At 73.0% G+C, this 23,927-nt stretch carries 26 protein-coding genes; 15 read left to right on the top strand and 11 right to left on the bottom strand.

Annotated features, from left to right (window positions below):
- The first annotated feature begins 94 nt into the window (after positions 1–94).
- A complete protein-coding gene (locus ACX25U_RS25860; RefSeq protein ID WP_454383480.1) occupies positions 95–895 on the top strand; it encodes a site-2 protease family protein in 801 nt (266 codons plus the stop codon).
- On the opposite strand, the gene ACX25U_RS25855 is transcribed toward ACX25U_RS25860, so the two are convergent.
- Positions 885–1,070, bottom strand: a complete 186-nt coding sequence (locus ACX25U_RS25855; protein ID WP_388342028.1) for a hypothetical protein — start codon at positions 1,068–1,070, stop codon at positions 885–887. The two genes, ACX25U_RS25860 and ACX25U_RS25855, sit on opposite strands and share 11 nt — an antisense overlap.
- An 89-nt stretch (positions 1,071–1,159) precedes the next feature.
- Complete coding sequence (gene npdG / locus ACX25U_RS25850) at positions 1,160–1,864, bottom strand: NADPH-dependent F420 reductase (protein WP_454383479.1); 705 nt, start codon at positions 1,862–1,864, stop codon at positions 1,160–1,162.
- Between the two features lie 83 nt (positions 1,865–1,947).
- On the opposite strand from npdG, the gene ACX25U_RS25845 reads away from it, so the two are divergent.
- Positions 1,948–2,547, top strand: a complete 600-nt coding sequence (locus ACX25U_RS25845) for a hypothetical protein (protein ID WP_454383478.1) — start codon at positions 1,948–1,950, stop codon at positions 2,545–2,547.
- A gap of 95 nt (positions 2,548–2,642) precedes the next feature.
- Here ACX25U_RS25845 and ACX25U_RS25840 read toward each other — a convergent pair whose 3' ends face one another.
- Positions 2,643–2,873, bottom strand: a complete 231-nt coding sequence (locus ACX25U_RS25840) for a hypothetical protein (RefSeq protein WP_454383477.1) — start codon at positions 2,871–2,873, stop codon at positions 2,643–2,645.
- A gap of 58 nt (positions 2,874–2,931) precedes the next feature.
- Here ACX25U_RS25840 and map point away from each other — a divergent pair, with 58 nt between their 5' ends.
- Together map and ACX25U_RS25830 are read left to right on the top strand one after the other, a co-directional pair.
- Complete coding sequence (gene map / locus ACX25U_RS25835; protein WP_454383476.1) at positions 2,932–3,789, top strand: type I methionyl aminopeptidase; 858 nt, start codon at positions 2,932–2,934, stop codon at positions 3,787–3,789.
- 173 nt (positions 3,790–3,962) lie between these two features.
- Positions 3,963–4,610, top strand: a complete 648-nt coding sequence (locus tag ACX25U_RS25830; protein ID WP_454394511.1) for a biliverdin-producing heme oxygenase — start codon at positions 3,963–3,965, stop codon at positions 4,608–4,610.
- A gap of 36 nt (positions 4,611–4,646) precedes the next feature.
- Here the strand turns inward: ACX25U_RS25830 and ACX25U_RS25825 are convergent, their stop codons facing one another.
- Both ACX25U_RS25825 and ACX25U_RS25820 read right to left on the bottom strand, forming a co-directional pair.
- A complete protein-coding gene (locus ACX25U_RS25825; protein WP_454383475.1) occupies positions 4,647–5,330 on the bottom strand; it encodes a PhzF family phenazine biosynthesis protein in 684 nt (227 codons plus the stop codon).
- 64 nt (positions 5,331–5,394) lie between these two features.
- Positions 5,395–5,562, bottom strand: coding sequence for a hypothetical protein (locus tag ACX25U_RS25820; RefSeq protein ID WP_454383474.1), 168 nt, complete (start codon positions 5,560–5,562; stop codon positions 5,395–5,397).
- A gap of 235 nt (positions 5,563–5,797) precedes the next feature.
- On the opposite strand from ACX25U_RS25820, the gene efeO reads away from it, so the two are divergent.
- From efeO to ACX25U_RS25800, 4 genes are read left to right on the top strand one after another with little or no spacing between them, the layout of a single operon-like run.
- On the top strand, positions 5,798–6,946 hold the full coding sequence (gene efeO / locus ACX25U_RS25815; protein ID WP_454383473.1) for an iron uptake system protein EfeO: 1,149 nt from the start codon (positions 5,798–5,800) through the stop codon (positions 6,944–6,946).
- A 12-nt stretch (positions 6,947–6,958) separates the two neighbouring features.
- Entirely contained in the window at positions 6,959–8,212 is a 1,254-nt protein-coding gene (efeB, locus tag ACX25U_RS25810) for an iron uptake transporter deferrochelatase/peroxidase subunit (RefSeq protein WP_454383472.1), read from the top strand.
- A 4-nt stretch (positions 8,213–8,216) separates the two neighbouring features.
- Positions 8,217–9,089, top strand: a complete 873-nt coding sequence (efeU, locus tag ACX25U_RS25805) for an iron uptake transporter permease EfeU (RefSeq protein ID WP_454383471.1) — start codon at positions 8,217–8,219, stop codon at positions 9,087–9,089.
- A complete protein-coding gene (locus ACX25U_RS25800) occupies positions 9,049–10,050 on the top strand; it encodes a hypothetical protein (RefSeq protein WP_454383470.1) in 1,002 nt (333 codons plus the stop codon). Before efeU ends, ACX25U_RS25800 begins: the two co-directional genes overlap by 41 nt.
- 660 nt (positions 10,051–10,710) lie before the next feature.
- On the opposite strand, the gene ACX25U_RS25795 is transcribed toward ACX25U_RS25800, so the two are convergent.
- Positions 10,711–11,448 carry a bifunctional DNA primase/polymerase gene (locus ACX25U_RS25795; RefSeq protein WP_454383469.1) on the bottom strand — a complete coding sequence of 246 codons (738 nt, stop codon included), beginning with the start codon at positions 11,446–11,448 and terminating at the stop codon, positions 10,711–10,713.
- Between the two features lie 350 nt (positions 11,449–11,798).
- Between ACX25U_RS25795 and ddaH the strand changes: the two genes are divergently transcribed.
- Positions 11,799–12,662, top strand: a complete 864-nt coding sequence (gene ddaH / locus ACX25U_RS25790) for a dimethylargininase (protein ID WP_454383468.1) — start codon at positions 11,799–11,801, stop codon at positions 12,660–12,662.
- A 244-nt stretch (positions 12,663–12,906) separates the two neighbouring features.
- On the opposite strand, the gene ACX25U_RS25785 is transcribed toward ddaH, so the two are convergent.
- From ACX25U_RS25785 to ACX25U_RS25775, 3 genes are all read right to left on the bottom strand, one after another.
- The gene (locus tag ACX25U_RS25785) at positions 12,907–13,890 is read right to left on the bottom strand and encodes a small ribosomal subunit Rsm22 family protein (protein WP_454383467.1); all 984 of its coding nucleotides are present in this window, start codon (positions 13,888–13,890) and stop codon (positions 12,907–12,909) included.
- A gap of 155 nt (positions 13,891–14,045) precedes the next feature.
- Complete coding sequence (locus ACX25U_RS25780) at positions 14,046–15,215, bottom strand: serine hydrolase domain-containing protein (RefSeq protein WP_454383466.1); 1,170 nt, start codon at positions 15,213–15,215, stop codon at positions 14,046–14,048.
- Positions 15,173–16,492, bottom strand: coding sequence for a multidrug effflux MFS transporter (locus tag ACX25U_RS25775; protein WP_454383465.1), 1,320 nt, complete (start codon positions 16,490–16,492; stop codon positions 15,173–15,175). Before ACX25U_RS25775 ends, ACX25U_RS25780 begins: the two co-directional genes overlap by 43 nt.
- Before the next feature lie 94 nt (positions 16,493–16,586).
- Here ACX25U_RS25775 and ACX25U_RS25770 point away from each other — a divergent pair, with 94 nt between their 5' ends.
- The 5 genes from ACX25U_RS25770 (at position 16,587) to ACX25U_RS25750 (ending at position 20,685) form a co-directional block, all read left to right on the top strand.
- The gene (locus ACX25U_RS25770; protein WP_454383464.1) at positions 16,587–17,627 is read left to right on the top strand and encodes a Gfo/Idh/MocA family protein; all 1,041 of its coding nucleotides are present in this window, start codon (positions 16,587–16,589) and stop codon (positions 17,625–17,627) included.
- Between the two features lie 224 nt (positions 17,628–17,851).
- The gene (locus ACX25U_RS25765) at positions 17,852–18,397 is read left to right on the top strand and encodes a DoxX family protein (RefSeq protein WP_454383463.1); all 546 of its coding nucleotides are present in this window, start codon (positions 17,852–17,854) and stop codon (positions 18,395–18,397) included.
- A gap of 38 nt (positions 18,398–18,435) precedes the next feature.
- Positions 18,436–18,795 carry a MazG-like family protein gene (locus ACX25U_RS25760; RefSeq protein WP_454383462.1) on the top strand — a complete coding sequence of 120 codons (360 nt, stop codon included), beginning with the start codon at positions 18,436–18,438 and terminating at the stop codon, positions 18,793–18,795.
- A 3-nt stretch (positions 18,796–18,798) separates the two neighbouring features.
- Positions 18,799–18,990, top strand: coding sequence for a hypothetical protein (locus tag ACX25U_RS25755; RefSeq protein WP_454383461.1), 192 nt, complete (start codon positions 18,799–18,801; stop codon positions 18,988–18,990).
- Between the two features lie 492 nt (positions 18,991–19,482).
- The gene (locus ACX25U_RS25750; RefSeq protein WP_454383460.1) at positions 19,483–20,685 is read left to right on the top strand and encodes a S8 family peptidase; all 1,203 of its coding nucleotides are present in this window, start codon (positions 19,483–19,485) and stop codon (positions 20,683–20,685) included.
- Between the two features lie 103 nt (positions 20,686–20,788).
- Here ACX25U_RS25750 and ACX25U_RS25745 read toward each other — a convergent pair whose 3' ends face one another.
- Positions 20,789–21,430, bottom strand: coding sequence for a response regulator transcription factor (locus ACX25U_RS25745; protein WP_454383459.1), 642 nt, complete (start codon positions 21,428–21,430; stop codon positions 20,789–20,791).
- Positions 21,418–23,400 (bottom strand): histidine kinase, encoded by a 1,983-nt coding sequence (locus ACX25U_RS25740; protein ID WP_454383458.1) that lies wholly within the window; start codon positions 23,398–23,400, stop codon positions 21,418–21,420. The genes ACX25U_RS25745 and ACX25U_RS25740 overlap by 13 nt, the downstream gene beginning before the upstream one ends.
- A gap of 162 nt (positions 23,401–23,562) precedes the next feature.
- Here ACX25U_RS25740 and ACX25U_RS25735 point away from each other — a divergent pair, with 162 nt between their 5' ends.
- Positions 23,563–23,925 carry a hypothetical protein gene (locus tag ACX25U_RS25735; protein WP_454383457.1) on the top strand — a complete coding sequence of 121 codons (363 nt, stop codon included), beginning with the start codon at positions 23,563–23,565 and terminating at the stop codon, positions 23,923–23,925.
- Positions 23,926–23,927 lie beyond the last annotated feature (2 nt).

Raw genomic sequence — 23,927 nt, 5'->3', positions numbered from 1 at the left:
AGGGAACCGGCGCAGGGCGCGAGACGTTTTCTCCGTGCGCCCGGTACGGTCGACCCCGCCCCACCCCGACACGCCCCCTCAGGAGCCCGCCCCCATGACCAGCGCCGCCACCCGCCACAGCGACCGGCGGGTCAGTCCCGTCTTCCTCGGGATCCTGGCCGTCACCGCGGTCACGGGCTGGGCCACCTGGACCGGATACTCCCAGCAGCCGGGCGTGGCGGTGTTCCTGTTCGTGACCGCGGCGTGGATCGTCTCGCTGTGCCTGCACGAGTACGCGCACGCGCGCACGGCGCTGCACAGCGGGGACATCACGGTCGGCGCCAAGGGCTATCTGACGCTGAACCCTCTGAAGTACACGCACGCCCTGCTGAGCATCGTGCTCCCGGTCCTGTTCGTGATCATGGGCGGGATCGGTCTGCCGGGCGGTGCCGTGTTCATCGAGCGCGGCCGGATCCGGGGCCGCTGGCGGCACAGTCTGATCTCGGCGGCGGGGCCGCTGACGAACGTGCTGTTCGCGGCCGTGTGCACGGCCCCGTTCTGGCTGGGCGCGCTGGACGGCGTGCCCGCCGGCTTCCGGTTCGCGCTGGCCTTCCTCGCACTGCTCCAGGTGACGGCCGCCATCCTGAACTTCCTGCCGGTGCCGGGCCTGGACGGCTACGGCGTGATCGAGCCCTGGCTGTCGTACAGGATCAAGCGCCAGGTGGAGCCGTTCGCGCCGTTCGGCCTGATCTTCGTGTTCGCGCTGCTGTGGGTGCCGTCGCTCAACGCCGCGTTCTTCGACGTGGTCGACACCGTCCTGCGCCACCTCGGCATCGGCGCCCTCGACCCGTACTGCGGTCACGAGCTGTACCGCTTCTGGAAGGACACCCACGAGCTCTGCTCGGTCAGCCGGTGACGGACCGGTCCTGCCGCATCCGCCCGCGGCGGGCGTAGTACCAGGTCATGTTGGACGACAGGCCCGCCAGCAGCACCCACACGATCCCCAGCCAGCTGCCCTCGACGAAGGAGACGACGGCCGCGGCCGTGGACAGTACGCAGACGATCAGGGCGTAGAGGGCGAGGCGGGGCATGGCGGTCGGCTCCTGTCGGGGACTACGGGGGGGGACTACGGGGGACGCCGGAACTTCCGGGACTTCCGGCACCAGTGTCCCCCATCGGCTCATACGTCCGTGATGCGGAGCCCCGCGTGCGCCTTGTACCGCCGGTTGACCGAGATCAGGTTCGCGACCAGCGACTCCACCTGGTGGGCGTTGCGCAGCCGCCCCGCGAAGATGCCGCGCATGCCGGGGATGCGGCCGGCCAGCGCCTGGACCGTCTCCACGTCGGCACGTTCCTCGCCGAGGACCATGACGTCGGTGTCGATCCGCTCGATCTCCGGGTCCCGCAGCAGCACCGCGGACAGGTGGTGGAAGGCGGCCGTCACCCGTGAGTCCGGCAGCAGGGCGGCGGCCTGCTCGGCGGCGCTGCCCTCCTCGGGCTTGAGGGCGTAGGCGCCCTTCTTGTCGAAGCCGAGCGGGTTGACGCAGTCCACGACGAGCTTGCCGGCCAGTTCCTCGCGCAGCGACTCGAGGGTCTTGCCGTGACCCTCCCAGGGCACGGCGACGATCACGATGTCGCTGCGGCGGGCGGTCTCGGCGTTGTCGGCGCCCTCGACACCGTGCCCGGTCTCCTCGGCCGCCGCCCGCGCCCGCTCGGCGGCCCGGGAGCCGATGATCACCTTCTGCCCGGCCCGGGCGAGCCGGTAGGCGAGGCCCTTGCCCTGCGGACCGGTACCGCCGAGCACGCCGACGACCAGCCCGGAGACGTCGGGAAGGTCCCAGGGGCCCTTGGCGGGATTTTTGTGTGCGCTGTCACTGGAGGTCATGCGCCGACTCTACGTCCCCGGAGCGGGCGAATTCGGCCCGAAGTCCCGGTCACCGGTGTCCGTTTGCGGCAGCATGCGCACGTATGGATGCCGTACGGGTCGCGTTGCTGCGCGAAGTGCTCGCCGGGACCGAGTGGCTGGGGGCCGCACGGCGGTTCGCGGGGGTGCTGCGGGGGTCCGTGGTGTCGTACGGGGGCGGGCTGCTGCTCGTGGGCACGCCGCGGTACGAGCCGTGGCACCTGGCGGCCCACCTGGTGGACGAGGCCGCCTGGTCGGGCACCCCGGAGCTGGCCCCGACGCTCGTACGGCACACCGCCCACCCCTCGGACCCGGCGCACCTCGCCGTCGGGCTCGGCCGGCTGGAGGCGGCCCGGCGGGGCGAGACGCTGCTCGTCGTGGCCCCCGAGGAGCCCGCGCCGCTCCTGGAGCGGGTGCACGAGGCCCGGCGGGCCGGGGCGACGGTGCTGGCCCTCGGCCCCGGCGGGGGTGAGCTGGGGTCGATGGCGCACGAGACGCTGGCGGTGCCGGAGGGCTCCGAGCTGGACCTGGACACCGTCCAGCACCTGGTGAGCGCGGCGGCCGGGGAGAACGCGATGCCGGCCCCGAGGGGACGCGGCCGCTTCCGGGACCGCCTGTCGAGACTGACGGAGCACCTGACGGCACCGCCGCCCCCGCGCTGGTAGCGAGTGCCGGGCGGAAAACCGTCTGCCCGCCACCCGCTCGGCTCAGCTGCTGGTGGGCCCACCAGCAGCTGAGCCTCCCGCACGTCCGGGCCCGGTCAGCTCTCCTCGGTGCCGCTCGTGGGGGCGTCGTGCCAGCGGGGGTCGTTCTCCCAGTGGAGGTTGCGTTCGCGGGCGGTCTGCATCGCGTGCTGGGCCTCCTCGCGGGAGGCGTACGGGCCGAACCGGTCCTTGGCGGGGCATTCGGGCCCCTCCTCGACCTTCTTGTGCTCCAGGCAGTAGAACCACTCGCCCGGCTTTCCTACGGTCCGCTTTTTGAACAGGGCCATGACCAGCTCCTCTCGCCACGGACATGTTCCCCCATCACCCCCGGATAGACTCGCGACCATGTCTGGCCAGTCGTTGCTCGTTCCCGGGGAACTGTCCCCGACCCGTTCCGTGCCCGGAAACATCCGCCGCCCCGAGTACGTCGGCAGGCCCGGGCCGAAGCCGTACACCGGGCCGGAGGTGCAGACGCCGGAGACGATCGAGGCGATGCGGATCGCCGGGCGGATCGCCGCGCAGGCGATGGAGGAGGCGGCCAGGTACATCGCGCCGGGCGTGACCACGGACGAGCTGGACCGGGTGGCGCACGAGTTCATGTGCGACCACGGCGCCTACCCCTCCACGCTGGGCTACCGGGGTTTCCCCAAGTCGCTGTGCACGTCGGTCAACGAGGTGATCTGCCACGGCATCCCGGACTCGACGGAGCTGCGGGCCGGCGACATCGTCAACCTGGACGTGACGGCGTACGTCGGCGGGGTGCACGGCGACAACAACGCGACCTACCTGGTCGGCGACGTGGACGAGGAGAGCCGCCTGCTGGTGGAGCGCACCCGCGAGGCGCTGAACCGCGCGATCAAGGCGGTCCGCCCGGGCCGGCAGATCAACGTCATCGGCCGGGTCATCGAGTCCTACGCCAAGCGATTCGGCTACGGCGTGGTCCGCGACTTCACGGGCCACGGCATCAACACCTCGTTCCACTCCGGGCTGATCGTCCCGCACTACGACAGCCCGCACGCGACGGCGGTCATGCAGCCGGGGATGACCTTCACGATCGAGCCGATGCTGACGCTGGGCACCTACGAGTACGACGTCTGGGACGACGGCTGGACGGTCGTCACCAAGGACCGCAGGCGCACCGCCCAGTTCGAGCACACGCTGGTGGTGACGGACACGGGCGCGGAGATCCTGACGCTGCCGTAACGCCGCGCTCGCCTCGGCGGGAGCCCGCTCTCTTCGGAGGGCGGGCTCTTTTCGCGCCCGCCGTGTCCGCTGTGTCCCGTAGGCCGCTTTCCGGATAGAGTTTTCCCGACAAGCTGTCGGCAAACCTCTTGATTTAGGTTAGCCTTACCTTAAAGGGTGGCCCCATGGACCCCATGGACTCCTTCTCGGCACTCATCCGCACCGCGTCCCACGAGCAGCACAGGAAAGCGGAGACCTCGACCTTCATGAGCGAACTGCTCGGCGGCCGGCTCGGCGTGGACGCGTACGCGCGCTACACCGAGCAACTGTGGTTCGTGTACGAGGCACTGGAGCGCGGGGCCGAACGGCCGGCGTCGGATCCGGTCGCGGGGCCTTTCGTCCGCCCCGAACTGTTCCGGCTGGCCGCGCTGGAGCGGGACCTGGCACATCTGCGGGGCCCGAAGTGGCGGTCGGCCCTCACGCCCCTGCCCGCGACCCGCGCGTACGCCGACCGGGTGCGCGAGTGCGCCGAGCAGTGGCCGGCCGGCTACATCGCCCACCACTACACGCGCTACCTCGGCGACCTCTCCGGCGGCCAGATCATCCGCGACAGGGCGGAGAAGGCGTGGGGCTTCACCGAGAAGGGCGACGGGGTCCGCTTCTACGTCTTCGAGGAGATCCCCAACCCGGCCGCGTTCAAGCGGCGCTACCGCGAACTCCTGGACGCCGTCCACGCCGACGACCTGGAGAAGCAGCGGATCGTGACCGAATGCAAGCGGGCGTTCGCCCTGAACACGGCGGTCTTCCACGCCCTGGGCGAGGAGTTCCCCCTGACGGCCTGACCGCTCGTCGCGGTCGTCGCGGATCATCCGCAGCCCTCAGCGTTCCAGGACTACTCGACCCCCGACTTCCACCCAGCCGCCCGGCTGCGGTGCGGTCAGGATCTGCGAACCCGCGCCCTGGATGATGTTCAGGGCACGGCCCAGTTCGGCGGTCAGCAGCAGGGCCGCCGCGCCCGTGGCCTCGTCCTCCTCGATGCCGTCGCCGCGGCCCGGGAAGGCGCGGGCCCGGATGCGGCCGGCTGCCTCGTCCTCCCAGGACCAGGCATAGATCCTCCCCCGGACTTCGTCCGGGGGGACCCCCGTCTCGCTTCGCTCGCCGGGCGGGGGGACGGGGAGGGCGTCGACCTCGGCGGGGGTGGCGTACTGGCGCAGGGTGTGCGGTGGGGCCCACTCCGGGCGGGCCTCGATCCAGGTGAACTCGCCGTCCAGGCGGGTGCCGACCGGACCGGCGGGGGTGACCAGTTCCGGGACGTCCAGCAGCCAGGCGGTGCCGACGCAGGGGTGGCCGGCGAAGGGCAGGCGCAGGGTGGGGGTGTAGATGTCGATCGCCCCGCGCTCGGGGTCGTCGACGAACACCGTCTGGCTGAAGCCGAGTTTGGCGGCGATCTCCTGGCGGTCGTCCTGGGCGGGGACGAGGGAGCCGTTGCGGACGACGCCGAGCTCGTTGCCGTAGCCGCCGTTCGCCGCGCAGAACACGCGCAGCACGTCGTAGTCAGTCACCGGGGCATTGAAGCACCGAGGGGGCGGTGCCGGCGGACGGACCGGCACCGCCCCCTCACATGCCTCACGCCTGCGTGTCGCGCCGCCTGCGCATCGCGAACAGCACGCCCGCGCCCGCCGTCACGGCCGAGGACGACAAGATCGTGGCCGAGGCGATGGCCCGCCCGGCGGGATCTTCTCCGAGTCCCTGCTCTCGCGCATCCACGACCAGCCGGTCGAGGTGCTGCCGCATCCGCGGACGGGGGCACTCCTCGTGATCCCGCAGCCAACCTTTGACTTCCTCGTGACCGTTTCTTTGCGATCGTTTTGGCCATTCGCGATCAGATCGTTCCCCTACGCCGCCCATGAGACCTGAATCACGGTCCACGGGGGTGCCAATCAGGTAAGCCTCAGTTAAGTTAGGCAAGCCTCACCATCTCGCGTGAGTGCGATCACGTCACTTTTGAGCCACTTCCGGGAGCCCTCGCATGCGAGCCGTCCGACTCTCCGTCGTCACCGCCGCCGCCACCGCGGCCGCTCTGACCACCGTGACGGCCTGCACGCAGAAGAGCGGCGCCGACAGCGGCGACCACGTGATCAGCGTGACCGCGACGGACGACGCCTGCGAGGTGTCGAAGAAGGAGTTCCCGGCCGGGCACATCGAGCTGGCGATCGAGAACAAGGGCTCGAAGGTCACCGAGGTCTACGTCCTCTTCCCCGACGACCGGATCGTCGCCGAGCGCGAGAACATCGGCCCCGGCACCAAGCAGCGGGTCACCGCCGAGGTGAAGTCGGGCGACTACGTGATCGCGTGCAAGCCCGGCATGAAGGGCAAGGGCATCCGCCAGGACGTCAAGGCGACCGGCGGCTCGGTCGCCAAGCGGAACCCGAAGCTGGACCAGGCCGTCGCCGCGTACCGCCAGTACGTCCAGGAGCAGGCCGACCAGACCCTGCCCCTCGTCGAGACGTTCGTGAAGGCCGTCAAGGCCGGCGACGTGGAGGCCGCGAAGAAGGCGTACGCCATCTCCCGCCTGGGCTGGGAGCGCACCGAGCCGGTCGCCGAGTCCTTCGGCGACATCGACCCGAAGGTCGACCTGCGCGAGGCCGACCTGGAGCCCGGCCAGCAGTGGACCGGCTGGCACCGGCTGGAGAAGGCGCTGTGGAAGGAGAAGAAGGCCGGCGCCGAGGAGAAGGCCCTCGCCGACCAGCTCGTCACCGACCTGAAGGACTGGCAGCAGCGGGTCGGCACCGCCGAGATCACCCCGACCTCCATGGCCAACGGCGCCAAGGAGCTCCTCGACGAGGTCGCCACCGGCAAGGTCACCGGCGAGGAGGAGTTCTTCTCCCACACCGACCTGATCGACTTCAAGGGCAACGTCGAGGGCGCGGAGAAGGCGTACGACCTGCTCAAGCCAGTCGCGCAGAAGAACGACCCGGCGCTCGCCAAGGAGCTGGACAAGCAGTTCGCCGCACTCGACGCGCTGCTGGACAAGTACCGCGTGGACAGGGCGGACAAGACGTCGTACGAGTTCGTCTCCTACGACAAGGTCGGCGAGGACGACCGCAAGGAGCTCTCGGACGCGGTGAACGCGCTCGCCGAGCCGCTGTCCAAGCTGGCCGCCGCGGTTGTGAAGTAGGGGGGACGGGAGATGAGCGAGGACCAGGGCAGGAGCCCGTCCCGCCGCGCGGTGATCGGCTGGGGCGGGGCCGGGATCGCGCTCGGCGCGGTGACGGCCGGCGGCGCGGTGGCGATGACCGGCTCCGGCACGGCCCCGGCCGGAGCCCAGGCGGGCGGCGCGGTGGAGTTCCACGGCGCCCACCAGGCCGGTATCGCCACGCCCGTGCAGGACAGGCTGCACTTCGCCGCGTTCGACGTGAGGACCGACGACCGCGCCGAGTTCGTGCGGCTGCTGAAGGACTGGACGGCCGCCGCACGCCGGATGACCGCCGGGAAGGAGGTCGGCGAGGGCGCGCACGGCGGACTCGCCGAGGCGCCGCCCGACGACACGGGCGAGGCGCTGGGCCTGCCGCCCTCGCGGCTGACGCTGACCATCGGCTTCGGGCCTTCACTGTTCGAGAAGTTCGGGCTGAGGGACAAGCGGCCGGCCGCCCTGGTCGACCTGCCCCCGTTCCCCGGCGACAACCTGGAGCGCTCCCGCACCGGCGGCGACCTGTGCGTCCAGGCCTGCGCGGACGACCCGCAGGTCGCCGTGCACGCGATCCGCAACCTGGCCCGCATCGGCTTCGGCAAGGTCGCCGTCCGCTGGTCGCAGCTCGGCTTCGGCAAGACTTCCTCGACCACCCCGGACGCCCAGACCCCGCGCAACCTCTTCGGGTTCAAGGACGGCACCCGCAACATCGCGGGCACCGAGACGGACCGGCTGAAGAGGTTCGTGTGGGTCGGCGACGGGGACGGCGGCGCGAACGACGCCTGGATGCGCGGGGGTTCGTACCTCGTCGCCCGGCGTATCCGGATGAACATCGAGACCTGGGACCGGGCTCCGCTGCAGGAGCAGGAGGACATCTTCGGCCGGGACAAGGGCGAGGGCGCCGCGGTCGGCAAGGCCGAGGAGCACGACGAGCCGTTCCTGAAGGCGATGAAGCCCGACGCGCACGTACGGCTCTCGCACCCCGACAGCAACGGCGGGATCACGATCCTGCGCCGGGGCTACTCCTTCACCGACGGCACGGACGGGCTGGGCCGGCTGGACGCCGGGCTGTTCTTCCTGGCCTACCAGCGCGACCCGCGCAAGGGGTTCATCCCGCTGCAGCGCAGGCTGGCGGCGTCGGACGCGCTCAACGAGTACATCCAGCACGTGGGTTCGGCGGTCTTCGCGATCCCGCCCGGCGTTCGCGACGCGAACGACTGGTGGGGCCGCACGCTGCTGTCCGAGGAGGCGTAGGCCCGTGTTCTCCAACTATCTGATCGGTCTGCGCGAGGGGCTGGAGGCCAGCCTCGTCGTGTGCATCCTGATCGCCTACCTGGTCAAGACCGGCCGCAGGGACGCCCTGAAGCCGATCTGGACCGGCATCGGCATCGCGGTCGCCATCGCCATGGGCTTCGGCTGCGTCCTCGAATTCGGCTCCCAGGAGCTGACGTTCGAGGCGAAGGAGGCGCTCGGCGGCGGGCTGTCCATCCTCGCGGTGGTCCTGGTGACTTGGATGGTCTTCTGGATGCGGCGCACCGCCCGGCACTTGAAGTCCGAGCTGCACGGCAAGCTGGACCAGGCACTGGCGATGGGCACGGGCGCGCTGGTCGCCACCGCGTTCCTGGCCGTGGGCCGGGAGGGCCTGGAGACCGCGCTGTTCGTGTGGGCGTCCGTGCACGCGGCCTCCGACGGCACCCCGCGCCCGCTGATCGGCGTGGCGCTGGGCCTGGCCACGGCGGTCCTCCTGGGCTGGCTGTTCTACCGGGGCGCGCTGAAGATCAACCTCGCCAAGTTCTTCACCTGGACCGGGGCCATGCTGGTCGTGGTCGCGGCGGGCGTACTGGCGTACGGCGTCCACGACCTGCAGGAGGCCGACTGGATCCCGGGGCTGCGCAACCTGGCCTTCGACATCAGCGGCACGATCCCGCCGGACAGCTGGTACGGCACGCTGCTGAAGGGCGTGTTCAATTTCCAGCCCGACCCGACCGTGCTCCAGGTCACGGTGTGGCTGCTGTACCTGGTCCCGACGCTCGCCCTCTTCTTCGCCCCGGTAGGGTTCGCCTCCGGGAAGGGGAAGGTGACGGTAGCTGATGAGCAGGGTTCGCGGCCCTCGGAGGCTTCGCAGGCTTGAGAGTTGGGCGCCGGTGGCGGTCGCGGTGACCGTGCTGTCGCTGACGGCGAGCGGGTGCGTGGTGGTGCACGGGGAGCGCGAGGTGCTTCCGGCCACCACGCCCGCGGAGGCGGCGAAGGCGCTCGAGCAGTTCACCGAGGCCTACAACAAGGCCGACAAGGCCTACGACAGCTCCCTGGACGCCGGCTACGTCACCGGCGCGCTCGGCGCCATCGACGCGGCGCGGCTGAAGGCCGGCCACGCCAACAACCCCGGCGGCAACCCCGCGCACACGCCGCTGACGCTGACGGACGCCGAGTTCACGATCCCCAAGAAGGCGGGCTGGCCGCGCTGGTTCGTCGCCGACGCCAAGGGCAACAAGGGCGGGGACGTGCGCTGGCTGATGGTGTTCCTGCGGTACGGCGTCGGCGAGAAGTGGCGGGTGGCGTATCTGACGCTGGTGGCGCCCGGGAAGGTACCGGAGTTCAAGAAGGACGCGGACGGGCTGGCGGAGGCCGTGCCCGAGAGCGCCGCCGGACTGGCGGTCGCGCCCGGTGACCTGAGCCGGGCCTACGCGACGTACCTGAAGAGCGGCGGGAACGCCTTCGCCCCGGGCACGCACACCACCGGCTGGCGCGAGCTGCGCGCCAAAGCCGCGAGCCGGCCGGGGCTGGCCCGGCAGTACATCGACCAGCCGATGACGGACGACGCGTACGCCCCCCTGGCGCTGCGCACCGCGGACGGCGGCGCGCTGGTCTTCTTCACCACCCGCCACTACGAGAAGCAGACCGCCGCCCGGGGCGCCACCGTCCCCACCCCCAACAAGAACGTCCAGGCCCTGACCACCGGCGAGATCAGGCAGTCCCTGACCATGGAGTTCTTCTCCAACGAGATAGCCCTCGACCCACCGAAGAACACGGGCGACCAGCGGGTGTCGATCCTGTCCCGCGTCCAGGGGCTCACGTCGGCTCGAGGGGAGTGACGGAGGCGGATCCACGGCGCGAGCGGTCTCCCGGGGCGGACGCGGACTCACGGCGCGGGTGGACTCGCGGCGCGGGTGGACTCGCGGCATGGGCGTGGCCTCCCCGCGCGGGTGCGGACTTCCGGGGCAGACGCGGACTCGCGGCGCGAGCGGTCTCCCGGCGTGGGCGGATTCACGGCGCTGACGCGAACTCACGGCGCGGGCGGACTCACGGCGCGGGTGGACTCGCGGCGCGGGTGGACTCGCGGCATGGGCGTGGCCTCCCCGCGCGGGTGCGGACTTCCGGGGCAGACGCGGACTCGCGGCGCGAGCGGTCTCCCGGCGTGGGCGGATTCACGGCGCTGACGCGAACTCACGGCGCGGGTGGACTCGCGGCGCGGGTGGACTCGCGGCGCGGGTGGACTCGCGGCGCGGGTGGACTCGCGGCGCGGGCGAACCCCCGGCCAGGGCGCGAACTCGCGGCGGGCGAACCCCCGGCACGGACGGGCAGACCCGCAGCACGGGCGGACCCCCGCACAGGCGCGACCCCACAGCACGGACGCGACCCCGCGGCGCGCGGTCTTCCGGTACGGGTGGGCGGACTCGCGGCGTGGGTGTGGGTGTGGTCTCGCGGCGAGGTGGCGTGGGCGCGGTTCCGGCGGCCCGGGCGGAGCCCTGCGCTCAGCGGCGCAGGGGCCAGGCCGCGGAGGCCTGGTCCGGGTCGTCGGTGGCGTGGCGGGCGCAGGCGTCGGTGAGGGGTTCCAGGAGGGTGAGCGGGTCGGGGAGCGGGTGTTCGGGCCCGCGCAGCCAGCGCACCCGGTGGTCGTCGTCGCCGGGCAGGCGGGCCGGCGGTACGAGGACGTAGGAGCCGCGGCAGTGCCAGCGCAGACCCGGGCGCTCGTCCCTGGTCTCCGGGTGGCAGTCCAGCTCGCAGGGCCACCACTCGTCCTCGTCCTCGGGGGTGCCGCGGGTGAGGGTGAAGAACAGCATGCGGCCGTCGTCGCTCTCGGCGACCGGGCCGACCTCGACGCCGGCGGCGAGCAGCTCCTCCAGGGCCTCCCGGCCGGCCTCCAGCGGCACGTCCAGGACGTCGTGCACCATGCCGGTCGCGGTGATGAAGTTGGCCTGCGGCTGGTGCCGCGCCCAGCGCTCGATCTGCGCGTGGTCGGTCGTGGACTGCGTCTGCCAGGCGAACGACACCGGGTGCCGGGCGGGCGTGGGACAGCCCACGCGGTCGCAGGAACAGCCGTAGCCGGCCCCCGGGTGCGCGGCGGGCGCGAGCGGCAGTCCCGCGGCGGCGGCGGCGAGCAGCAGGGCCTCACGACCGCCGTCGTCGGCGGTGTCCTTCGGGCGGCGTCCCCGCAGCCACTGGGTGAGTTTGCCCCGCCGGCCGGTCCGGCCGCCGAACTCCGCGCTCATCTATCCCCTCGCCTCGCTGGTGTGGACAGCATGCCCTATCGTCCCACCATCCTGCGCCTCGGTGCACCAAAGCCCACAACCGGGGCACAGGTCACCGGCGGCCAGGGCCCTGGAGGGCGCCCCGAACCTCGGGTCGAGCAGCTCGCCGGCAGTGACGCACAGCACGGTCTCGAGGCCACCGGTGGCGGGATTCCGTACGGCTCGTACGGCTCCCGACCCGCCGGCGGCAGGCTCCCGACCCACCGGCGGCAGCCCGTCCGCTCACCGCCCCGCCGCCCCGGTGCCGCGCACCACTCACGCGGGCGAAGCCGGCGGTCCGGCACGCGCGCGGCGGGCGGGTCCGGCGCACCATGGGCAGCAAGCGAGTCCCTGCGGTTTCCCAGGAGCCCACCTTGGCCCGTTCCCGCCGCGCCCGACCCCGGCGCTACCTGATGTGCCCACCCGCACACTTCGACGTCACGTACTCCCTCAACGCCTGGATGGACCCGGACAAGCCGGTCGACGCCCCGCTGGCCCTCGCCCAGTGGGAGCAGCTCCGCGAGGTGTACCGCTCCCTCGGGCACACCGTCGAGGAGCTCACCCCGCAGCCGGGCCTGCCCGACATGGTGTTCACGGCGAACGGCGCCACGGTGGCCGACGGCCGGGTCTTCGGTGCCCGGTTCGCGCACCCGCACCGGGAACCGGAGGCCGGGGCCCACCTGGAGTGGTTCGCGGAGAACGGCTTCGCGCACCTGCACGTGCCCGTCCACGTCAACGAGGGCGAGGGCGACTTCGCCGTCACCGCCTCCTGGCTGCTGGCCGGGCGCGGCTTCAGGACCAACCCGCTCTCGCACGGCGAGGCGCAGGAGTTCTTCGGCCGGCCGGTGATCTCCCTCGAACTGATCGACCCGCGCTTCCACCACCTCGACCTGGCGCTCACCGTCCTGGACGACGAGGCGGACGAGGTGGCGTACCACCCGCCCGCCTTCTCCCCCGGCAGCCGCGAGGTGCTGCACCGGCTGTTCCCCGACGCGCTGCTCGCGACCGAGGAGGACGCGCTGGCGTTCGGCCTGAACGCCGTGAGCGACGGCCTGCACGTGGTGCTCCCGCAAGCGGCGACGGGCCTGCACGCCCCCTTGCGCGAACGCGGCTTCGAACCGCTCGCCGTGGACCTGAGCGAACTCCACAGGGCCGGCGGCAGCGCGAAGTGCTGCACCCAGGAACTACGCCCCTGACCTCCACGGCGCGCTGACGGACTCCCCTGCCGGTCCCGTGCCGGAAAGGCGGCTCGACGCCGGCCCCGCACCCGCGCCGCACGGCACCGCGGCCGACCCCGCGCACGGCGCCTGGCGTCGCACACCGCGACAGGGGCCCGGAGCAGCGCGGCCCGCGCACGGGAACCGCACGCCACGAGGGCTGGGCCGGCCTCTCCCGGGAAGCCGTGCACCGCGGCCCGCCCCGTCCCGAAGGCGCCCGGAGCTATCGCGGCGGCCAGGGATCGCCCCAGGCCGCGTCCCGGGCCGACTTGTACTGGTCGCCGTGGCGTTTGGTGACCGTACGGCGGCGCAGTTCCTCGGTGGGCTCGCACAGGTCCAGGAGGACCTGGCCCTTGCGGATCTGCGGGCGGCGGACGATGCGGGAGGGGGCCGGGGTGACCGGGAAGCGGGCGGCGGCGACGTAGCTGAACTTCTCGTCCTCGTAGGCGAGGGATCCGCCCTTGACCTGCCGGTGCAGGGAGGAGCGGCTGACGCGGGCCGAGAAGTGGCACCAGTCGGTGCCGGGCACGATGGGGCAGGCGGCACTGTGCGGGCACGGCGCCGCGACGTGGAAGCCGGCCGCGATCAGCCGGTCCCGGGCCTCGATGACGCGGGCGTAGCCGTCGGGCGTGCCGGGCTCCACGACCACGACGGCCTGCGCGGCGTCCGCGGCGGCGGTCACGACGGCGGCCCGGTCGGCGTCGGTCAGCTCGCCGAGGACGTAGGAGACGGTGACGAGGTCGGCGGGGTCGAGGGTGAGCGCCGAACCGATCCGGGCGCGCTGCCAGCGCGCGTCCCGCAGGGCCGGGTCGGCCTCGGCGATCTCCCGGCCGAGGGCGAGCGCGGGCTCGGCCCAGTCGAGCACCGTGACCGGCCGCGCCCCGTCCCAGGTGGCGGCGACCGCCCAGGTCGCGGCCCCCGTCCCGCCGCCGACGTCGACATGGCTGCCCGGCACCCACCCGGGAGCGGCGTCCGCGAACGCCTCCAGTGCCGAGCGCACCGCCTCGAAGGTGGCCGGCATCCGGTAGGCGGCGTAGGCGACCACGTCCGCGCGGTCCCGCAGGATCGGCGTGTCGGTGGGGGTGCTCCCCCGGTAGTTGGCGATCAGCCGCTCCACGGCTCCCGCGGCCTGCCGGGGCGGCAGCCCGTCGAGCAGACCGGAGAGGGCGGCGCGGAGGGTCTCCGACGGGGACACGGGGGCGTTCACCGTGCGATTCTCTCAGGTCCGGCGGGCGCCCCGGACCACTCCCGCATGTCGATACGGTCCCGCCGCGTGGGCGCGCCAAGCCCCCACGGGCGAAGCCCGGACGGCAGCGGCACAGGACGCGGCTCACCCGGGGCAGCCCCGGACACCTCCGGTACTCAGGTTCCCCGTACGGCCCGGGCCAGCCGGGTCGCCGCCGCGGCCCGCGGTCCGTTGGCCGGCGGGCGCCGGCGCGGGTGGACCGTGTTGGCGAGCAGCACCAGGAGGGTGTCCGTGGCGGGGTCGAGCACCAGCGACGTACCGGTGAAGCCGGTGTGGCCCGCCGCTCCCCCGCCCGCGAGCTCACCCATGAACCACGGCTGGTCCACGGCGAACCCCAGGCCCGGCGGGGTCAGCAGCAGCTCGACGAAGTCCGGGCCGAGGATGCGGGCCGGGCCGTAGGAGCCGCCCGACAGCAGGGTGCGGCAGAAGACCGCCAGGTCGGGGGCGGTCGAGAACAGGCCCGCGTGACCGGCCACCCCGCCCAGCGCCCAGGCGTTCTCGTCGTGGACCTCGCCGCGCAGCATCCCCCGGTCCGCCTTGGCCCACGGCCGCCGCTGGTCCTCGGTGGCCGCCGCGCCGGGGCACGGGCCGAAGCGGGTCGAGGTCATGCCCAGCGGGCGGGTGATCCCGTCGCGGACCAGGGCGTCCAGCGGCCGGCCGGTGACGCGTTCCAGGACGTGCTGGAGCAGGAGCGGGTTGAGGTCGGAGTAGGCGTACGTGCCGGGCACGCCCACCGGGGCTTCCGCGCGCAGCATCGCCAGGCGGGAGGCGTCGTCGGGGCAGTCGTACAGCGGGAGTTCGGGGCGCAGCCCGGAGGTGTGGGTGAGCAGCTGCCGTACGGTGACGCCGTGCTCGGCGGCGGCGCGGAACTCCGGCAGGTACGCCCCCACGCGCGCGTCGATGCCCAGCGTGCCCCGCTCGATCTGCTGCACGACCGCGACCGCCGTGAACAGTTTGGTCAGGGACGCAAGGTCGAAGGACGTGTCGACGGTCATCGGGACCCGTGCGGCGGGCGGCAGTTCGACACCCCGGTCGGTGTCGGGGTCGTAGGACGCGTACCGCACGGCCCAGCCCGCCGCCTCCGCCACGGCGACCACCGGGCCGCGCCCGGCGATCACGACGGCGCCCGCCGCCCAGGGGTGTTCCCCGGTGGTGAGGTCGTGGACCTCGCGGACGAGCCGGCGGAGCTCTCCGGCGCCGAGTCCGGCCTTCCGAGGTGTGTCCCTGCACAGTCTCGGTGCGCTCAGCTCTCCTCCTCCGGGCTCCGCGGATTCCAGGGACGGCACATTCCCACGAAGCAGGCCGCCGCCACCAGTGCGGCCGCCAGCTGGACCACCGCCATGGGTACGGCGGTGTGCTCCCCGGCGATCCCGACGAGCGGGGAGGCGACCGCGCCGATGAGGAAGGTGGTCGTACCGAGCAGGGCGGACGCGGAGCCCGCGTGGCGCCGGGTGCGCATCAGGGCGAGAGCCTGGGTGTTGGGCAGGGTGATGCCCATCGCGGACATCAGCACGAACAGCACGGCGGCCACGGGCGCCAGGCCCACGTCGCCGAGGACGCCCGCCGCCATCAGCAGCAGCGCGGCCGCGGCCAGGGCGACCACCGCGAGGCCGACGGCCAGGACCCGGTCGAGGCGGACCCGGCCGACCAGCACCTTGCCGTTGATCTGGCCGACGACGATCAGCCCGATCGAGTTGAGCCCGAACAGCAGGCCGAACGTCTGCGGGGAGGCTCCGTAGATCTCCTGGACGACGAACGGCGAGGCGGATATGTACGCGAACAGCGCGGCGAAGGCGAAGCCGCCCGTGAGCAGGTAGCCGGTGAAGGAGCGGTCGGCGAGCAGTTGCCGCATCGAGCCGAGCGTCTCGCCGACGCCGCCGCCGTGCCGCTCGGCGGGCGGCAGGGTCTCCGGGAGCCGCACCCAGACGACCGCGGCCAGCAGCACTCCCACCACCGTCAGGACGACGAACACGCCCCGCCAGTCGGTCACCTGCAGGATCTGACCGCCGATCAGCGGCGCCACGATCGGGGCGACCCCGGATATCAGCATCAGGGTGGAGAAGAAGCGGGCCATGGCCACGCCGTCGTACAAATCCCGCACCACTGCCCGGGCGATGACGATGCCGGCCGCGCCCGACAGGCCCTGCACCAGCCGGAAGGCGATCAGCACCTCGACGTCGGGCGCGAGGGCGCACAGCGCGGTGGCGAGGACGTAGACGGCCAGTCCGGCGAGCAGCGGGCGCCTGCGTCCCCACCGGTCGCTCATCGGGCCGACGACCAGCTGCCCGAGCGCCATGCCGACCAGGCAGGCGGTCAGCGTGAGCTGGACGGTCGCGGCCGGGGCGTGCAGGGACCGGGTGACCTCCGGCAGCGCGGGCAGGTACGTGTCCATCGCGAGCGGTGGTGTGGCGGTCAGTCCGCCGAGGATCAGGGTCACCAGGAGGCTGGTGCGGCGGGCCGGCGGCCGGAGGGCTTCGGGACCGGGTCCGGGTTCGAGTCCAGGTCTGTTTCCCGGTACTGCCGCCCGCGACGCGTGCGGTGCCGACGCCCCACCCTCGGACATGTGCCCCTCCCTCTCCGGTCGTTCCGCCACCTATGCTCTCAGCTCGTACACAGTGCCGAGGGTCGTGCGAGCCAGGAGCGAGGGTGGGGTCCGGATGACGGAGCAGCGGACGCGCTGGGGGATCCTGGCGACGGGCGGGATCGCGGCCGCGTTCACGGCGGACCTCGTGGACCTGCCGGACGCGGAGGTCGTGGCGGTGGCCTCGCGCAGCGAGGAGCCGGCGAGGGCGTTCGCGCAGCGGTTCGGGATTCCCCGGGCGTACGGCTCCTGGAAGGCCCTCGCCGAGGACCCCGACATCGATGTCGTCTACGTCGCCACTCCGCACGCGGCCCACCGGACGGCCGCCGGCCTGTGCCTGGAGGCCGGGCGGAACGTGCTGTGCGAGAAGCCGTTCACGCTGAACCTGCGGCAGGCCGAGGAACTGGTCGCGCTGGCACGCGGGCACGACCGGTTCCTGATGGAGGCCATGTGGATGTACTGCAATCCGCTGGTACGGCGGCTGAAGGCGCTGGTCGACGACGGTGCGATCGGTGAAGTGCGCACCGTCCAGGCCGACTTCGGGCTCGCCGGCCCCTTCCCGCCCTCGCACCGGCTGCGCGACCCGCACCTGGGCGGCGGGGCGCTGCTCGACCTCGGCGTGTACCCGGTGTCCTTCGCGCAGCTGCTGCTCGGCGAGCCGTCGGACGTGACGGCCAGGGCGGTGCTCTCCGCGGAGGGCGTCGACCTGCAGACCGGCGCCCTGCTGTCCTGGGACGGCGGCGCGCTGGCCCAGGTGCACTGCTCCATCACCGGCGGTACGGCGACCTGCGCCTCGATCACGGGCTCCGAGGGCCGTATCGACATCCCGTCGGGCTTCTTCCACCCCGAGCGCTTCGTCCTGCACCGCGACGGCCGCGAACCGGAGGTGTTCACGGCCGACTCGGCCGACGGTCCGCGCACGTCCCTGCGCCACGAGGCCCTGGAGGTGATGCGGGCGCTGCGCGCGGGCGAGACCGAGTCACCGCTCGTGCCACTGGACGGCACCCTCGCGGTGATGCGGACCCTGGACGCGATCCGGGAGCGGATCGGCGTGCGCTACCCGGGGGAGACGGGCGATCCGGACGCGGGCCGGGCCGAGGCGCCGGTACCGGCCTGAGACTCGGCCGGGCGGTTCCGAACACCTGCGACTCGGCCAGGCGGTTCCGGACAAGCGGACAGCGCGGTGCGTCCCACGTGACGGACGGCGCCCCGAGCCCCGGTTCGCCACCCGAACGGCGCGCAGGGCGGGCCGGGTGGGTGTGGGCGGTGCGAGGGTGGAAACGCGGAGGGGGTGCGGAGGGGTGCCCTCCTCCTGTTCCTGCCGTCTGCCTGGGAGTCACCGTGAACTGCTACGACCGACGTGATCTGGGCCTGCTGCTGCTCCGGCTGGGCACCGGCGGTGTGCTGGCCGCACACGGCGCGCAGAAGCTGTTGGGCTGGTTCGGCGGGGGCGGGATCGAGGGGACCGGCAAGTTCATGGAGTCCGTCGGCTACCGGCCGGGCAGGGCGAGCGCGATGGCGGCGGGGCTGGCGGAGGCGGGCGGCGGGCTGCTGCTGGCCATGGGCCTGGCCACCCCGGCGGCGGGCGCGGCGGCGGCCGGCGCGATGGCCGGGGCGGCGGCGCTGCACGCGCCCAACGGCTTCTTCGCCCAGGGCGGCGGCTACGAGTACGCCGTCTCCCTGGGCCTGACCTCCTCGAGCCTCGCCATCACGGGCCCCGGCCGGCTCTCCGTGGACCACGCCTTCGGCCACGCCGTCAACCGCGGCTGGATGGTGCCGGCGGCGTTCGCGACGGTGGGCGCGGTGACGTCGGTGGTCGTGGGCGCGCGCGTCAAGCGGCTGCGGAAGGAGGAGGAGGGCGAGCAGCAGGCGCTCTTCGAGAAGTAAGAGGAGCAAACAGGGCGGGCCGTGGCAGGCTGCGGTCCATGACCGACCAGCACGTTTCCGTGCCTGCCGATGACCTCTGGTCCGCCGTCGATCACCTGTGGACCTGGCTGGACAGCCACCGCACCCACGAGGGCCGGGAGGGCCTGCTCCTGCGCATCCTGAAGCTGCAGGAGGAGACCGGCGAGGTCGCCCAGGCGGTGATCGGCGCGACCGGCCAGAACCCGCGCAAGGGCACCACCCACACCTGGGACGACGTCCAGGCGGAACTGTGCGACGTGGCGATCACGGCCCTGGTCGCTCTGCGCACGCTGACCCCTCAGGCGCGGGAGGTGTTCGCTCGGCACCTGTCGGGGGTCCTGCAGCGCTCGCCGGGGGTGGGCGGGGGTGCGGGAAGGTAGGGCATGAGTTTTCCCGTCACCGTGCTGGGCGAGTCGGCGTACGCGGGCGACCGGAAGAATCTTCCGGTCGCGCACGAGCAGCTCGCCTCCGTCCACGGCGGCGGCCGCACCGTTCGCGAACGGCTCACGTCGACGACCACAGCGGCGGCCTCGAACCACGCCGTTCGCCCGCCTCCGCCCCGGAACCGGAGCTGACGGGAACTCAGCCCATTCACCTCGCGGCAGCCGGGTCCGCGGAAGCGTGAACGTCCCCGCTGCAGACGTGAACGTCCCCGCTGCAGAGGGGGATCATCCGCTGTTCCGGCTCCGGGCCGGCCCGGCATGCCGGCGGTCGCCGTCGAGCCCCGTCATCCGTGCGCATGCTCTGCTGAGCGTGCACACGGATGACGGGGCATCAACTTCTTCGGGGCACGGGCACTTTCGGTGGTCGCTGCAAGGGAAAAGCGTGGGTCGCGGCGATCCGTCCCGATGACGGCGGAGCCGGCGGCGGGGAGGGCCCCACTTGCTTCACGGCCATGACAATTACATGTCAAGCCTTCAACTCCCTTGATTCCAGCCACCAGTTACCACACCCTTTACTCGGCCCTGAGCGGAACGCAGCGCTCCAGGGCCGTGTGCGCGACCCCGCGCGCACCCCCACATCGCGCGCCACACCCAGGCGCGCTTGCCTGAGGAGGACTCCCTCGCATGGCACAACCGCGTAGCAGGAAGATCCGCTTCGCCGCCCTCACCGGCGTTGCGACCGCCGCCCTTCTGGGCGGACTCACCGCACTTCCCGCCCAGGCAGCCCCGGCCGAAGGCAAAGTGCTCGCCGCCGACTCCCCCACGGCGATCAAGAACAGCTACATCGTCACGCTCAAGAAGACCGCGGGCTTCAAGTCCGCGTCGGGCAAGGGCAAGGGCCTGATCACCAAGTACGGCGGCACGGTGAAGAAGACGTTCGGCAGCGCGCTGAACGGCTACACGGCGGACCTCTCGGCGACCGAGGCCAGAAGACTCGCGGCCGACCCGGCGGTCGCCACGGTGGAACAGAACCAGAAGGTCCACCTCGACGCCACGCAGACCAACGCCCCCTGGGGCCTGGACCGCATCGACCAGGCGGCACGCCCGCTCTCCGGCACGTACACCTACCCGGACTCGGCGGGCAGCGGCGTGACCGCGTACGTCATCGACACCGGTGTGCGCATCACGCACTCGCAGCTCAGCGGGCGGGCCTCGTACGGCTACGACGCCGTCAGCGGCGGCACGCCGTCGGACGGCAACGGCCACGGCACCCACGTCGCCACCACCATCGCGGGCTCCACCTACGGCGTCGCCAAGAAGGCCAGGATCGTGGCGGTCCGTGTGCTCGACGCCAGCGGCTCGGGCACCACGGCCGGCGTCATAGCGGGCGTCGACTGGGTCACCAGGAACCACTCCGGCCCCTCGGTCGCCAACATGTCGCTGGGCGGCGGCGCCTCCGCCTCCCTGGACACGGCCGTGCGCAACTCGATCGCCAGCGGTGTCACCTACGCGGTCGCCGCGGGCAACGAGAACACCAACGCGTCCTCCTCCTCCCCCGCCCGGGTCACCGAGGCGATCACGGTCGGCGCCACCACCAGTACGGACTCCAGGGCCAGCTACTCCAACTACGGCTCGGTCCTCGACCTCTTCGCCCCCGGCTCCTCGATCACGGCGGGCTGGCACACCAGCGACACCGCGACCAACACCATCTCGGGCACGTCGATGGCGACACCGCACGTCGCGGGCGCGGCCGCGGTCTACCTCGCGGGCCACACCACGGCCACCCCGGCACAGGTCTCCGCGGCCCTGGTGAACGGCGCCACTTCGGGCGTGGTCACCAGCCCGGGCTCCGGTTCGCCGAACAAGCTTCTGCGCCTCGTCCCGTGACACTCCGCCAGGTATGAACGCCGTTTCCCGGAGGCCGCCGTGCCTTCGGGAAACGGCACTTTCCCGGCCGGCGAGCGGACTCCGTCCGCTCGCCGGCCGGGTGTCAGGCCCGGTTGAGGTAGAGGAGCACGGCCAGTACGCGGCGGTGGTCCTCCGCGGAGTTGGCCAGGCCGAGCTTGGTGAGGATCGAGCTGACGTGGGTCTCGACCGTGCGGTGGGTGAGCCACAGCCGGCGGGCGATGCCGACGTTGGTGCGGCCCTCCGCCATCAGCGCCAGCACCTCGCGCTCGCGGGCGGTCAGGGACGCCAGCGGATCGGCGGCCCGGTGCGCCCCGATCAGACGCGACACCACCTCCGGGTCGAGGGCGGAACCTCCGGCCGCCACCCGGCGCAGCGCGTCCAGGAAGTCGTCGACGTCGAACACCCGGTCCTTGAGCAGGTAGCCGAACCGCCCCCGGGACACCAGGTCGACGGAGTGGCGGGTCTCGACGTGCTGGGAGAGCAGGACGATCCCGAGCTCCGGACGGGCGTCGCGGATCCGCCGGGCCGCCCGGACGCCGTCGTCGGTGAGATCGGGCGGCATCCGGATGTCGACGACCGCCAGATCGGGGCGGGTGGCCATGACCGCGGAGACCAGCTCCGGGGCGTTGTGTGCCTTGGCCACGACCTCGTACCCCGCGTCGGCCAGCAGGCGGGCCAGACCTTCCCGGAACAGCGCCGAGTCCTCGCCGATCACCACGCGCACGGCAGCACCGCCTCCACCAGGGTGCCGCCGCCCGCCGGGCTGGACAGCCTCAGCGTGCCCCCGGCCGCCTCGACCCGGTCCGCGAGCCCGGCCAACCCGGCGCCGGGACGCATCGCCGCGCCGCCCGGCCCCTCGTCGCCCACCCGCACCGTGACCCGGTCACCGACCCGGCTGACCCGGACGCCGATCGGGACCGGGCCGGCGTGCTTGACCGCGTTGGTCATCGCCTCGCTCGCCACGTAGTAGGCGGTCATCGCCACGTCGTCGGGCAATTCGTCGGCGCAGACCTCCAGCGCCACCGGTACCGGTGCCTGGCCGGCCAGCATGGCCAGCGCGTTGCCGAGCCCGTCGTCCAGGCTGCTCGGCCGCAGGCCATGTGCGATCTGCCGCAACTCGGCCACGGCCGCGGCCAGTTCGGCCACCGACCGGTCGAGCAGGTCGTCGACGTCGACCGTGCCGTCGTCCAGGTGGCGCTGTGCCAGGCGGATCGCCATGCCCAGGGAGACCAGGCGCTGCTGCGCCCCGTCGTGCAGGTCGCGTTCGAGCCGCCGCCGTTCCTCGTACCCGGCGTGCAGCAGCCTGCCGCGGCCGGCCTCGGCCTCGGCCAGCGCCCGGCTGACCTCGATGCGCAGCCGGACCACCTCCACCAGCAGCGCGCAGGCGGACGCCACTTCGCGCAGCAGTTCCCGGCTGCCGGTCGTGCCCCGCACGATCGCCCCGATGTCGTGCCCGCCGAGCCGGACCGGCGCCACATGCGCCTGCCCCGGGTCCAGCGCCGCGCCCGCCGCGTCGACCAGCCCGGACGCGCCGGGAAGCCGGTAGCCGACCCGGAGCAGCGGATCGCGCAGCGCCTCGCGCAGCGCCTGCTCCAGCTGCTCCGGCCGGGCCTGTCCGGCGTGCATACGGCCGCGCAGTCCCTGAACGGCCGTCAGCGCGGCCTGCCGCGCGGGGTAGAACCGCCCGTCGACCCACCGCTGAAGCCGGGTGCGCAGCGGGGACAGCGCGGCGGCGCAGACGGCGGTGGCCGCGGCGGCCGCGACCGGTGAGGACCGTCCGGCGCCGAGTCCGGCCACGAACGAGGCGGCCGTGTAGAAGCCCAGCAGGATCGTGGTCACCAGGCCGTAGGTGACGGCGGTGCTGATCGCCCGGTCGATGTCGTAGAGGTCGTGCCGCAGGACCGCGATCGTGGTCGCGGCCGGAATCGCCAGGGCCGTCGCCGCCAGGCCGGCGACCGCCAACTCCGGCCCGCCGAGGAACAGGTAGCCGGCCCAGCACAGCAGCAGCGTCAGCGGCAGGAAGGCGGCACCGAGCGCGAACCACTTCAGCTGCGCCCGCCGCACTTCGTCGGCCGCCCGCCGGTAGCGGACCACCACCGACGCCGCGGACGCGATCAGCAGCCCGAGGAAGACCGGCAGCAGGGCGAACGCCGCCACGCGCAGCACCGCAAGGCAGGGCTCGGGCACCCGCCAAGGGTGCGGGGTCGCCTCGAACGGCGGCCGGAACGGTGCCGGGTCCAGCGCGGCGATCAGCATGAACAGCGGCGGCACGGCCAGCAGCCCGGCCGCCGCCCACCGCCGGCGCCGCCCCGGCAGCCTCCCGTCGGGGAAGACCAGCATGAGCAGCGCGGCCGGGACGTACAGGAACATCCAGTCGCCCTGCGACAGGGCCGCGTACCACTGCGCGAACGGCAGGTCCGCCCGCCGCGCGAGGAGCAACCCGCACAGCTCGCCGACCGTGAGCCACACCGCCGTAGCGCCGACCAGCACCAGCAGCAGCCCGACCACGCTGTCCGGACGGCGCACCGCCACCACCACGCCCAGCACGACGGAGGGCAGCCCGAACGCCACACCGATCGCGAACGCCGTGGTGGCGCCCCCGTCACCGCCGAGCACCGCCAGGGCCACTCCGGCGGCTGCCAGCACGCTCGTCAGGACCGCGGCGGCGACGGCGAACAGACCCCGAGTTGCCACGCGCCCAGGGTAGGGCGGCGGTCACCGGGAGTGAATACGTGGCAGCACGGAGAACGGTCCCGGGCCCGCCCCGATCCGCGGACCCGACCCGCGAACCCAGACTGCGGACACGACACCGGTACTTCCGACACCGGTACTTCGTCCCTCACTCAGGAGGACCACGTGAACCGCACCCGCCTTCTTGCCACCGGACTGGTTCTGTCCGGCCTGCTCGGCCTCATCGACGTGATCTCGCTGCCGTTCGGCGACGGTGAGCACCCTCCGGTCGCGGTGGCCGTCCTGGGTGCCGTACTCGGGCTGATCACCCTGGTCGGCGCCGTTCCGGCCTGGCGGGGCAGCCGCGCCGGCGCGGTGGCCGTGATCGTCACCCGGCTGCTGTCGGGGCTCAGCGCCGTCCCGGCGTTCTTCGCCGACGACGTGCCCGGAGCGCTGGTCGGTGCGGTCGCGTTCGCCCTCCTCGTCACCCTCGCCGGCGTCGCGCTGGTCGCCTCGGCACTGCGGACGCGCGCCGTGACGGAGGGGTGACC

This window comes from Streptomyces sp. JNUCC 63 (assembly GCF_054366325.1).
Note: the sequence above shows the minus strand (reverse complement) of the source record. Positions and strands in the feature narration are given on the sequence as shown.